The organism is Hoeflea sp. TYP-13 (assembly GCF_040932035.1).
Lineage (GTDB): Bacteria > Pseudomonadota > Alphaproteobacteria > Rhizobiales > Rhizobiaceae > Hoeflea_A.
Window position 1 is genome coordinate 382,766 of the sequence record NZ_JBFRBB010000002.1, and the last position, 11,792, is coordinate 394,557.

The following is an 11,792-nucleotide window of genomic DNA, read 5'->3' on the forward strand; positions in this document are numbered from 1 at the left end:
CAAAAAGCGTTGCGTGAACCTACCAGCCCGTTCACACCCGCGGCGTTCACGGATGCTCCCGGTTTGTGGCGGGAAATTGGCAACGAGCATCTACTGCGGTCATAGCAAACCTTTGCAAAAAAAGTGTTGCCAATTCGTCACAACTTGCATTCACCTAGGCCAATTATGACAAAAAAAAGAGGTCAGAACGGGGCCTGACCTCTCAACATTTCGTGTTTCGCCAAATGGTTGAAATCTAACCGGCTTCCTCAACGCGTTCGATTGCAGCGGTGAGCTTTTCCATTTGGCTTTTAAGATCACCCAATTTTTCCCGCTCCGCCTGAACCACATCCGGACGGGCATTGGCAACGAACTTCTCATTCTGCAGCTTTTTGCCGATCTTTTCATAGTCCGCCGTAATCTTGCCAAGTGCCTTTTCGAGCCTGGCTTTTTCGGCAACAAGATCGATCAGCGCACCCAGCGGCAAACAATAAGTTGCTTCGCGGACAACGATCTGTGCGCAGCCCTTGGGTGCGTCCTGTTCCAGAACGATATCCTCAACCCGTGCCAACCGCTTGATAGCCGGATCATGACGCAGCAGACGAACGCAGGTTTCATCCCCCGCCCCGACAACGACCAGCGGCGCCACAGCGGACGGCGGCACGTTCATTTCCGCACGTACGGACCGAAGTCCGGACACGAGCTCAACAAGCCAGTTGATCTCGTCAGCTGCTTCTTCATCCAGGTAACCCGGTGTCGGCCAGGCGGCATGACACAGCAGCCCCTTGCGGCCGGGCGTCTGATCCCAAAGCTCCTCGGTCATGAACGGCATGAACGGATGCAGGAGTTTGTAGATTTCATCGAGCACATAGGCCGCACAGCCCTGAGCTTCCTTTTTGGCAGCGTCATCCTCGCCGTTGAAGACCGGCTTAAGCAATTCCAGATACCAGTCGCAGAACTGGTTCCAGACGAAACGGTACGCTGCAGCCGACGCCTCGTTGAACCGGTAGCTTTCAATGCCCGCCGTAACCTCGTGAATAGTCCGGGCAAGCTCGGTCAAAATCCACCGGTTGATCGTCAGATCCACACCCAGAGGATCGAAATCATCCTGATGGGCAACTCCGTTCATTTCGGCAAAGCGCGCGGCGTTCCAGAGCTTGGTTCCAAAATTCCGGTAGCCGGCAACGCGCTGTGGGTCCAGCTTAACGTCGCGGCCCTGCGCTGCCATGATGGCAAGCGTAAAGCGCAGTGCGTCAGCACCATATTCGTCGATCAGTTCCAGCGGATCGATCACATTGCCCTTCGACTTGGACATTTTCGCACCGTGCTTGTCGCGGACAAGCGCGTGGACATAGACCGTGTGGAACGGTTCGATGGGCGTTCCATTGTCGTCCTTCATGAAATGCAAGCCCATCATCATCATCCGCGCGACCCAGAAGAAGATGATATCGAAGCCGGTGACCAGAACGTCGGTCTGATAATAATGTTCAAGTTCCGGCGTCTTTTCCGGCCAGCCAAGCGTTGAAAACGGCCAGAGCGCCGAAGAGAACCAGGTGTCGAGAACGTCCTCGTCGCGCACCAGTTCCGCCGGCTCGCCGTAATGTGATTCGGCAGCAGCTTTTGCTTCATCTTCCGTACGCTCGACAAACACCGTTCCGTCGGGGCCATACCATGCCGGAATCTGATGTCCCCACCAAAGCTGCCTGGAAATGCACCAGGGCTGGATGTTCTCCATCCACTCGAAATAGGTCTTTTCCCAGTTCTTCGGCACAAAGTTCGTGCGGCCTTCGCGTACAGAAGCGATCGCCGGCTGCGCCAGCACTTCCGCATTGACGTACCACTGATCCGTCAGGAACGGTTCGATCGGAACGCCGCCACGATCGCCATGGGGCACCATGTGTCGATGCTCCTCGACCTTGTCCAGAAGGCCCAGTTCCTCCATGCGCGCAACGATCTTCTTGCGGACGGCAAACCGCTCGCCGCCATCATAATCTTCCAATGTCGTGGCAAGCGCGTCGCTCTGCGGCAGACCTTCGAGGAAATCCTCGTTGCCTTTCAGCGTAATATGACCGTCGCGGGTCATGATGTTGACGGCACGCAATCCCGCACGTTTGCCGACTTCGAAATCGTTGAAGTCATGGGCGGGCGTCATCTTGACGGCCCCGGTTCCTGCCTCTGGATCCGGATACTCGTCGGCGACAATCGGAATACGGCGCCCGACCAACGGCAAAATCACATGCTTGCCGACGATCGCAGCGTAGCGTGCGTCGTCCGGGTGAACCGCAACGCCCGTATCGCCAAGCATGGTTTCGGGCCGCGTCGTCGCGACAATCAGATAGTTTCGTGTTTCCCACTCGGTGGGTTTGCCATCCTCGTCAAAGGCAACGGGGTGTTCGTAGCTGACGCCTTCCTCCAACGGATAGCGGAAATGCCAAAGATTGCCTTTTGTATCGACCTGCTCGACTTCAAGGTCGGAAATCGCGGTGAGCAGTTTCGGGTCCCAGTTCACCAGCCTTTTGTCTTTGTAGATCAGCCCTTCCTTGTAGAGGGTGACAAAGACCTCAAGCACCGCCTTGGACAAGCCATCGTCCATGGTGAAGCGCTCGCGCGACCAGTCACAGGATGCGCCAAGACGGCGAAGCTGATTGAAGATCGCGCCGCCGGACTCGTCCTTCCACTCCCAGACCTTTTCGATGAATTTGTCCCGCCCCATATCACGGCGGTGCTGCTGCATCTCCATGAGCTTGCGCTCCACAACCATCTGTGTGGCAATGCCCGCGTGGTCCATACCGGGTTGCCACAGAACATCCTTGCCGCGCATGCGCTCGAAGCGCACAAGGATATCCTGCAGAGTGTTGTTGAGCGCGTGCCCCATGTGCAGCGAGCCGGTCACATTGGGTGGCGGGATGACGATACTAAATGAGTCGGCGCCGTCCTTTGCCCCTGCTCCGGCTTTAAACGCGCCGGCTTCTTCCCAGCGCTTGGCAATTATCGGCTCGCTTTGTGCAGCGTTGTAGTTTTTTTCAAGCATTCATCCGGCCACTAGTAAGGGTTTATCGCAGTGCGGTGTACCCTCACTGTCCGCGCCATTCAAGCCAAATCCCCGACCAGTTGAATTACTGGCCGGGTTTGAAATGCAGGGAACGGGTTTTGATGCGCTCTATTCGTCAGCGTCCACGGGCAACGCGCTCGATTTCCTCACGCACAAGACGTTCGACGAGCGTCGGCAGGTTGTCGTCCAACCATTGCTGCAGCATGGGGCGCAGCATGTCCTCAGCGATTTCGTCAAAAGAACGGTTGGGCCCGCTCACCAACGCATGATTGAGGTTGTCGAACGAAGCTGCAACCTTCGCGCCGGCCTCCGGGGAAATCAGTGCGCGCGCCTCTTCCCCGTCGGAAAGATCGTTTTCCATGGGCGTGGCCATCGGGTCATCACTCCTGTCCGCATCGATATCCGGCCCGGGTTTGCCCGGCACATGAAGAACATCAGCTTCCGGTTTGCCGCTCACGAGGTCCGGCCTCACCTTGTTGCCGGACTTTGCCTCAGCGGCAATTTCAATAACACCGTCATCCGATTTCTCTTCGGCGTCCTCTTCAATCGCTGCTTTTGATGTCGACTCGGCTTCAGCTGCAAACCTGGCCAGCGAAACCGGCTTCTCTGTTGCATCTGCAGCGCCGGCGCCGTGACGGGAAGTGCCCGCTTCACCACTATAGGACGGCGGTGCAAACGGGCTGGGACTTGCCTGCAACGATTCAGGAGTTGGTTTTTTGGGCGCCCCGGCCGCAAAGGCGGAAAGACCACCCGAAGCGCCTGTTGCCTCCGGTGCCTCCTGCTCGTTAGCTGCTTTGATGACCGTCAGCGGGGGCTCGTCCTCGTTCCGGTCGTCGTCCGGGATATCTTCTTGCGCCGCTGACATTGCATCTGCTCTGTCCCCGGCTTCCGGGTCGTCATTGCTCTCTATGATTTTTCGAATGGAAGCCAATATCTCTTCCATACTCGGCTCACGTGCCACATTTGCCTGTGCCATACCGTTCCTCGAAATCTGCCGCATCAGGATCCGGATCACACCGTGGTCAAACCCGAATCACACGTTAAGTGTATGCTATTGAATTGCAGATGAGAATCCCGCGCATAAAATTGCCGGTTGTGGTTCACAGGATAATAGAAAACGGGCGCGGCTTATCGATGAAGCCGCGCCCGTATGAAATTCGCGTATTGTCTAGCGGCCGTCGACTGTTCTCAGCCCGAACCACTTGTCCTTGACGGCCTTGTAGTGAAGTCCCGGACGGTATTGCGAAACCCTCAGCCCAAGCCGGGGAACCGTCAGCCGACCCATGGAGCTGAGCAGGCTGTAGCTTGCGACAACGGCATCGCGCTGCGACTGAGCCAGACTTTCCTGTGCGGATAGAACATTCGACTGTGTTTCCAGAACGTCAAGCTGCGTTGCCTGACCGACCTTGCGTTCTTCAACAACACCTTTCAGCGCCAGTTGGGCGGCTTCGACCTGCGCAACGTTGGCTGCGATGGAAGCGTTGGAGGCTTCAAGTTGAGCCCAGTCGGTTACGATGTTCTGTTCCACTTCCCGCCGCGCCGAATCGACCTGTATTCTCGCCTGGCCGAGCGATTCCTTTGCCTGGCGGACCCGCGCGGAAGCCGCTCCCGCCTGATAGATCGGCACTGTAAAGTTTGCCGCAACGGTGCTTGCTGTTGTTCCGCCATCAGCGTGGGTAACCGACCCCGTCAGCGACACACTCGGCAGCAATGCCCCTTCCAGGGCTTTCACATTGAAGCCGGCCGCATCAACCGTATACTGAGAGCTCAGAATGTTCGGATGTTCACGCAGGCCGATTTGGACGGCAAGCGCAGATGATGATGGCATCGATTTGCGTGTCGGGCTGGGCCTTTTCAGATTTTTTGGCGCCTGGCCAATGATCTGCACATAAACAGCCACACTCGATTTGTATTGTGCCTGGGCGGACAAAAGCGATGCGCGGGCTGATTCCAGTTGCGCCTGCGCGAGCGCTATGTCGGTCCGTGTACCCTCTCCGACATCGAACCGCGCCTGAGCGGCATTGCGCTGTTCGCGCAAGAACTCAAGGTTCTGACGGCGGACCCGAACGATCTGCGCATCGCGGACGACATTGGCGTAAATCTGCGCCGCGGAAAGCAGTATGGTCATTTCCGTGTTGAGAAGGTTCTGTCGCCCGCCGAAAACGTTGGCTTCCGCTGCGCGTACATTATTGCGAGTCTGGAACCCGTCAAACAACGACTGTGTAAAAGACACGCCAACGGAACCGTCCTGGCTGTTGGTCGTTATCGGCAATCCTCCGATTTCGGTGGATGTTGCCGACAAACTGGCCGTTGCCGAGACTGTGGGCCTGTATCCGGATTTGGCAATCGCAACACCTTCGTCCGTTGCGCGCAAACCGGCACGGGCAGCATTGAGATCCGGGTTGTTTTCGTAGGCCTTTGCCATGGCACCGAGAATGGTTTCGGCTGAGGCCGTTAGGGGTACGATCGCTGCAACAGTCATGGTCGCAGTCAGCAACAGTGTTCTACGCAATCTGGACAATTCGGTCATCCCCTCAAGCGGCCGCATGATTTAGCGCGGCCATACCCTCTCATGATACACGCTGATTTTAAGAATTTACCCACCGGATACAATGCTTCGGCGCGATTCACTCCAACTATAACGTGTTCTGTTACTCATAAACCACAGTGGCGATCGGTATTTGTGTTCAAAACTCGAACGCCGCCTCCTTTTCGAAGCCCGGCAGAGGTTTGACGGAGGTGTTAAACCCACGCCGTGCCGATGTATTGCCCCCATCCCGCACATAAAGATTGGCCTTGGAGGCATTGCCATGGCCCTCAACGACGACCAGCCTGCCACCATTGCGCAGCTGGTCGAAAAGGCCATGCGGTAGTTCCTCGACCGCACCACCGATGAATATCACATCGTAAGGCGCCTCCGGCTTGAAGCCGTCAGCGAGTGTGCCGGTCACGACCGCTACATTATCGTAGCCAAGTTTAGAAAGTGTTTCACCGGCCTGTTCGGCGAGCGCCGTGTCCGATTCGAGCGCGACCACCGAATCCGCCAGCAGCGACAGAAGCGCCGACACGTAACCCGTACCGCAGCCGATCTCGAGGACAACATCGCTCTTTTTGACGTCGGCCAGCTGTAGCAGTTTCGCAAGCGGCGACGGCTCCATAAGATAACGGTCGATCTGTCCGTCGCCGCCATCTGAAATCCGGATATCATCGTCAATATACGCCAGTGCCCGCACATCGCCCGGAACGAAATCCTCTCGCGCGACCGACAAAAATGCCTCGAGCACAGGGTGGGACGTCACATCCGTCGTACGAATCTGATTGTCCACCATTTTGGTTCGCGCCAGCTCAAAATCGATGGTCATGCAACCTCTCCGGTTTAACTGTCCTGCGTCTTAATGCGCCGGGCTGCAGTATTCAAGCGACGAAATGGCGCATCGGCCCATTTTGGCAATTGGCCCACAACCGTGCCCTTTAGGACACAATTTTTGGCGTCCCGGCACTTCGGCACACCGTCTTCAAATAAAGGTATGACCGCCTCGCGCCGGCACCGTTCCCCACTCGGTTAACAATATCCGATTCGATACAAATTCAGTCGTCATTCGTCAGCGCGGAGTGACCGGCGTGGTCAATGCGCGATCCAGCGTCCGGTGCCTTGCCGAAATCTTCAAATTCCACGGCGCTCCTGGAGTACGCATTCAACCGATCAGCATTGCGGGATCGGCCATGAAGCGGCACGGAATTGGATGGGCAGTCGGCTCAGAAAGAGGCGCACCGACCTGGCATATCGCAAACAAATTTTTCGGCTAAGCGCTTGTTTTTTGGAGGCCTCGCCCGGAATCGAACCGGGATAGAAGGATTTGCAGTCCTCTGCGTAACCATTCCGCCACGAGGCCCCAAAGGATCGAATTGCTCGATCGACGCCCGCACTTAAATTGAAACGTGACGATGCGCAAGAGGCGCAAAGGAATTTCGATTGATTTTCCATCATAAGGTTGCCGAAAAGTGACCCCTTGCAGATCCACCGAATCATCAGTGCGATCACCTATGCCGGTGGTCGCACCAACAGGCGCCACAGCCCCTCACATCAGCTTCCGGTAGATCTCGTGGTTTTCATTGTCAAAACAGGCAAGCAATACCTCGTCGATCATACCGCTGGCGTTAAATTCCCTGATCGCTTGAAGGGCCGTTGTTGCTGCCTGCTGCTTGGGATAGCCGTAAATTCCCGTGCTGATATTGGGAAATGCAACGGTGCGGATGCCGTTGTCGATGCACAGCTGCAGACTGGAGGTATAGCAACGGGCCAATATGCGCGACTCATCGCTGGCTCCGCCGTTCCAAACCGGGCCGACAGTGTGGATGACATATCTGGCGGGAAGTTCGCCGGCCGTTGTGATGACGGCACTGCCGGGTGCGCACTGGCCGATTCGGCTGATGATGGCTCGGCATTCTTTTAAAATGGCTGAGCCGCCTTTACGGTGAATGGCGCCATCCACACCGCCGCCACCGAGCAGCGATGAGTTGGCTGCATTGACAATGGCATCAACTTCGAGCGCTGTAATATCCGTTTTAAGCAGTCGCAGTTCCATTTGCATCTCCACGGTCCCCGCCGCGAGATTGTAACAGGTGTCGTCGTGTCGAAGAACTGAATTGCCCGGCAGGTGCGGCCTGCCTACTTCTTTCTTCCGCGTTGACCGAAACGTACAGCAAGCTTGCGCCTCCAGCGACGCACCATAGGAAGGTCATGCGAAAGAATAAGCAGTCCAAGCGGAATCATCCAGAAACCGAGCACCGGCAAAAACCCGAGTATGCCTCCGACCACCAGTAGCCCGCCAAGCCCCATCCGCAGCAGCTGGCTCCGCGGCAGCTTGATCATGTGCGAGCCGATTTTCAGCACACGAACCGGCGGTTCGCTGTCTGTCTCGCGGTCGGATCGTATAAGCCCCATTTACACCTCATTTCCGCGCAATTGCCGCGGTTTTCAGATGGCTACACAGATACTTCCTTTTGCCATTTGGGGTTCTTTGCGCAAGACGGCAAAATTTTTTTGACAAAATGTCTTGGCAACTGCGAATTTCTTTTCTATACGCCCTCCACACCACATTGTGGACCGTTCCCCGGTAGCTCAGTGGTAGAGCAGTTGACTGTTAATCAATTGGTCGCTGGTTCGAATCCGGCCCGGGGAGCCACTTTTTCATATAAGCGATTGATTACTTTCAATATTCACGCACCGTTGCGCGAATAGTCTCAGTCGTCCAGGTTCTTCTTTACGATCTGGAAGTCACGGTTGAGGTCAATCTCGAACAATTGACCACCGCATTGGGCCTTGTCGATCTCGAAGCGCGCATCATCGTAGTCGAACTCGGCGATGCCGCCACTGCACCCCGCGCGTGCCAGTGCAGCGTCGATTCGTGCCTGCTCTTCATTGGTGACCGGCCGCTCCCCTCCGACAATCTCGAATGCGGTATTCAGTTCGAGATCGAAATCCCGGCGATCTCCGCAGTCGGCATCATCGACTTCAAAGCGATTGTCGTCGGAATCAAATTCCATCTTGGTCGCCGTGCATCCGAAAGGCGCAATGGCGGCGAGTATGCTGGCCCGCTCCATTTCGGTGACTGGGCGGTCCGCCAGCGCCGGCTGTGCCAAGAGCAAAAGAACTCCAGCGGCAAGGAATGTCGATTTCATCATGTAAACTCCGAACATCAGCCGGATTGTTCCGGCACCGGATCAGACGTAGGTGCGCGTTTACTTCCCTTCCAGATGACTGCCGGCCGATGCGGCGGAAAAACCGTGAAATCCGCATTAATTCTTCGTAAGGTCCAGCTTGAGTTTTGCGTGGTGGTCATGGCGCTCACACAGTTTGGAGAAAACAAATTGACTGAACGAAAACCAGGCGAGCGGCCTTTGAAGCGCGACGTGGAAGAATCGGTTGTCACTGATTTTTCGGATGGCGAAAGCAACAGTTACGGAGACTTCCTGCAGCTCAAAATACTGCTCAATCTGCAGAAGACATTTCAGGATCCGCCACAGCCGGATGAGCTTCTCTTTCTCATGATCCACCAGGTCAGCGAGCTCTGGCTGAAGTTGATGCACTACCAGATCATTCAGTTCCGCGACCATCTCATCAATGATGAAATCGGCCCGGCCATCAAGAATGCGGACCGCATCAAGGCAATCCAGAAACAACTGATCACGTCCTGGGAAACACTGCTCACAATGACCCCGGCGGATTACATGCTGTTTCGGGACGCCCTCGGCAACTCTTCTGGCTTCCAAAGCTACGGCTACCGCCAGATCGAGTTCATCCTCGGCAATAAGGATGCATCGACAATGCGCGTGCATCAGCACGATCCGGACGTTATGGCACTCCTTGAAAAAGCGCTCGAAGAACCTTCGGTCTATGATGAGGTTATCCGGCTGCTGTCGCGTCAGGGTTTCGGTGTGCCGGCGGAGCTTCTCAACCGTGATTTCCGCGAGCCCTATTCGGGAGATCCGCGTATCGTCGCAATCTGGGAAGAGGTATACCGCAACACCCGCAAATACTGGGATCTTTATTGCCTCGCTGAAAAGCTGATGGATGTCGAAACGTTGTTCCAGCGCTGGCGATTCGATCATATGACGGCGGTAGAACGTGTTATCGGCATGCAGCCGGGCACCGGCGGATCATCGGGTGTCGCCTTCCTGAAAAAGGCGCTCGATCTGAAGTTCTTCCACGATCTGTACGATGTACGCAAAGCTCTGTTTTACAAAACACCACCGGCACCATAATCCGGCATTGGATCTATTTCCTCAGCGTCGCAGCCTGCAGAAATCGGACATACCCATGCGGCCATTTATCACAGAATGGCCTCCGCAACTGGTAACGTCCACCGTGCTGCCCTAATATTCTGAACAGTAGAGCCAGGAGTTCGTTCTCCGGACATTGCATCAAGAAGCCGGAGGCCGGCTCCATCGATCATGACCTCTTTGCGACGGAGGAGACGATGAAAGCAACGAAGATTGTCGAGCATGCGCGGCAACTGTTGGATGCGCATGGCGATAAGGCTGAAGCAGAAGCCGCCCAAAGGGCGAACGACCTTGAACTGAAAGGCAAGACGGAGGACGCCGAAAACTGGCGCCGGGTCCGTGCTGCGATACACGAAATGCGGCCGCCTCATGTAAGCTGAGGGTATAGCGGCAAGCAATCCCTTGATCGCTTCTTAGCCGGTGAAGCAGATTCTCCGGCCGGTTGAGCATGTTTGATCCCCAATGCAACCACAAGAACACGCCAGCAGTCCCTTTGGCCTCTTGCATATAATTGAATCTGCATGAACAATAGACACGTGGCCGCTCGCCCAGCGCGGTATCACATGAGGGGACAAGCAGTGCAATAAGATGCATTGGGAGGCATGGGTATGACCGGGACTGACCAGAATAATATCGATCGTAACGATGTCGAACTGATTTCCGCCGGCAATGTTGCCAGCCAGCTGCACGGACTTCCATTCAAGGCACAGCTCGTCTTGCGCTCACTTTCCAGAATGCGGCGCGGAGCACTGAACCTGATGCTGCCGGATGGTCGTCGCATACGGATCGAGGGGCCGGAATCCGGTCCCCAGGCCGATTTGATCCTGCACAATTGGAACCTGCCATACAGTGCCTTCCGCCGCGGCACGATCGGCGTCGCCGAGACCTATATGGACGGCGATTGGGAAAGCCCGGATATTCCGACTTTCCTGGAGCTCTTTCTGGTGAACACGGATATTGCCGGACATCTGGCAAGCGGCGCACGCGGTCTTGCCAGCATTGTCGAGCGGCTCCGCCATCTCTTCCGGTCGAACACGAAGTCTCAGGCCAGAAAGAACATTGCCGCCCATTATGACCTCGGCAACGCGTTTTACGAAAAATGGCTCGATCCGAGCATGACCTATTCGTCCGCGCTCTTCCAGACCGGAGCCAATGATCTGCAGAGCGGTCAAAAAGCCAAATACAAGGCTCTTGCCGATGCCATCGGCATAACGCCCGAAAGCCACGTGCTGGAAATCGGTTGCGGCTGGGGCGGTTTTGCCGAATATGCGGCGGGCGAAATTGGCGCCCGGGTCACAGGGCTGACAATAAGCCGAGAACAGCTCGACTATGCCGGAAAGCGCATACACGATGCCGGCCTTTCCGACAGGGTGGAACTGAAGTTCCAGGACTACCGGGAAGAGCGCGGCGTATACGACCACATAGCATCGATCGAAATGTTCGAAGCGGTTGGCGAAAAATACTGGCCCGGCTATTTCGACAAGTTAAGCACCTGCCTCAAGCCAGGCGGACGGGCCGGTCTTCAAATCATAACGATCCACGAAGACGCCTATGAAAACTACCGCAGGAATCCGGATTTCATCCAGCGATACGTATTCCCGGGCGGCATGCTGCCCACCCTGGAGATTCTCGAAGATCTCGGTCACAGGGCCAACCTGAAGCTGGCCGGGCACCGTGCGTTTGCGCAGGATTATGCGCGGACGCTGTCGGAATGGTGCAACCGCTTCTGGGACGCATGGCCCACCATCCGGCCGATGGGTTTTGACGACCGTTTCAAGAAGCTGTGGGAGTTCTATCTGCACTATTGCGAGGCCGGGTTTCGTGCCGAGAACATCAATGTACGGCAGATAATCTATCAGCGGTAACGGTCGACGCCGTAAACACATTGAATTGGCGCGATGAAAATCTATTTTTCATATGCGCCAAGGAAACAAACACCATTTCTTGCCTCACCCCGTGTTGATAATCCACAACCGGC

Annotated in this window: 10 protein-coding genes and 2 tRNA genes; 4 read left to right on the forward strand and 8 right to left on the reverse strand. The window is 56.0% G+C overall.

Annotated features, from left to right (window positions below; genetic code table 11):
• Positions 1–235 precede the first annotated feature (235 nt).
• The 7 genes from ABVT35_RS12150 to ABVT35_RS12180 all read right to left on the reverse strand — a co-directional run bounded on the left by ABVT35_RS12150 (position 236) and on the right by ABVT35_RS12180 (position 7,904).
• On the reverse strand, positions 236–3,010 hold the full coding sequence (locus ABVT35_RS12150; RefSeq protein WP_368466732.1) for a valine--tRNA ligase: 2,775 nt from the start codon (positions 3,008–3,010) through the stop codon (positions 236–238).
• Between the two features lie 136 nt (positions 3,011–3,146).
• Complete coding sequence (locus ABVT35_RS12155; RefSeq protein ID WP_368466733.1) at positions 3,147–4,007, reverse strand: DUF2497 domain-containing protein; 861 nt, start codon at positions 4,005–4,007, stop codon at positions 3,147–3,149.
• Between the two features lie 192 nt (positions 4,008–4,199).
• The gene (locus ABVT35_RS12160; protein ID WP_368466735.1) at positions 4,200–5,561 is read right to left on the reverse strand and encodes a TolC family outer membrane protein; all 1,362 of its coding nucleotides are present in this window, start codon (positions 5,559–5,561) and stop codon (positions 4,200–4,202) included.
• A 157-nt stretch (positions 5,562–5,718) separates the two neighbouring features.
• Positions 5,719–6,387 (reverse strand): protein-L-isoaspartate O-methyltransferase, encoded by a 669-nt coding sequence (locus ABVT35_RS12165; protein WP_368467852.1) that lies wholly within the window; start codon positions 6,385–6,387, stop codon positions 5,719–5,721.
• A 463-nt stretch (positions 6,388–6,850) separates the two neighbouring features.
• A tRNA-Cys gene (locus ABVT35_RS12170) sits at positions 6,851–6,924 on the reverse strand.
• Between the two features lie 186 nt (positions 6,925–7,110).
• A complete protein-coding gene (locus ABVT35_RS12175; protein WP_368466736.1) occupies positions 7,111–7,617 on the reverse strand; it encodes an O-acetyl-ADP-ribose deacetylase in 507 nt (168 codons plus the stop codon).
• Positions 7,618–7,700: 83 nt separating this feature from the next.
• Positions 7,701–7,904, reverse strand: a complete 204-nt coding sequence (locus tag ABVT35_RS12180; RefSeq protein ID WP_368467853.1) for a hypothetical protein — start codon at positions 7,902–7,904, stop codon at positions 7,701–7,703.
• Positions 7,905–8,142: 238 nt separating this feature from the next.
• Here ABVT35_RS12180 and ABVT35_RS12185 point away from each other — a divergent pair.
• Positions 8,143–8,217: transfer RNA gene (locus ABVT35_RS12185), tRNA-Asn, on the forward strand.
• 58 nt (positions 8,218–8,275) lie between these two features.
• Here the strand turns inward: ABVT35_RS12185 and ABVT35_RS12190 are convergent.
• Positions 8,276–8,716: a hypothetical protein gene (locus ABVT35_RS12190; RefSeq protein WP_368466737.1), complete on the reverse strand. Its 441-nt coding sequence runs from the start codon at positions 8,714–8,716 to the stop codon at positions 8,276–8,278.
• Positions 8,717–8,902: 186 nt separating this feature from the next.
• On the opposite strand from ABVT35_RS12190, the gene ABVT35_RS12195 reads away from it, so the two are divergent.
• The 3 genes from ABVT35_RS12195 to ABVT35_RS12205 all read left to right on the forward strand — a co-directional run bounded on the left by ABVT35_RS12195 (position 8,903) and on the right by ABVT35_RS12205 (position 11,679).
• Positions 8,903–9,796, forward strand: coding sequence for a tryptophan 2,3-dioxygenase (locus ABVT35_RS12195; RefSeq protein WP_368466738.1), 894 nt, complete (start codon positions 8,903–8,905; stop codon positions 9,794–9,796).
• Between the two features lie 215 nt (positions 9,797–10,011).
• Positions 10,012–10,194, forward strand: coding sequence for a hypothetical protein (locus tag ABVT35_RS12200; protein ID WP_368466739.1), 183 nt, complete (start codon positions 10,012–10,014; stop codon positions 10,192–10,194).
• Positions 10,195–10,422: 228 nt separating this feature from the next.
• Positions 10,423–11,679, forward strand: a complete 1,257-nt coding sequence (locus ABVT35_RS12205; protein WP_368466741.1) for a class I SAM-dependent methyltransferase — start codon at positions 10,423–10,425, stop codon at positions 11,677–11,679.
• Positions 11,680–11,792: the final 113 nt, after the last annotated feature.

Excerpts from the sequence above, each read along its gene's own strand:
- ABVT35_RS12150 (WP_368466732.1), bottom strand. The coding sequence starts at position 3,010 with ATGCTTGAAAAAAACTACAACGCTGCACAAAGCGAGCCGATAATTGCC.
- ABVT35_RS12155 (WP_368466733.1), bottom strand. The coding sequence starts at position 4,007 with ATGGCACAGGCAAATGTGGCACGTGAGCCGAGTATGGAAGAGATATTG.
- ABVT35_RS12160 (WP_368466735.1), bottom strand. The coding sequence starts at position 5,561 with ATGACCGAATTGTCCAGATTGCGTAGAACACTGTTGCTGACTGCGACC.
- ABVT35_RS12175 (WP_368466736.1), bottom strand. The coding sequence starts at position 7,617 with ATGGAACTGCGACTGCTTAAAACGGATATTACAGCGCTCGAAGTTGAT.
- ABVT35_RS12180 (WP_368467853.1), bottom strand. The coding sequence starts at position 7,904 with ATGATCAAGCTGCCGCGGAGCCAGCTGCTGCGGATGGGGCTTGGCGGG.
- ABVT35_RS12190 (WP_368466737.1), bottom strand. The coding sequence starts at position 8,716 with ATGATGAAATCGACATTCCTTGCCGCTGGAGTTCTTTTGCTCTTGGCA.
- ABVT35_RS12200 (WP_368466739.1), top strand. The coding sequence starts at position 10,012 with ATGAAAGCAACGAAGATTGTCGAGCATGCGCGGCAACTGTTGGATGCG.
- ABVT35_RS12205 (WP_368466741.1), top strand. The coding sequence starts at position 10,423 with ATGACCGGGACTGACCAGAATAATATCGATCGTAACGATGTCGAACTG.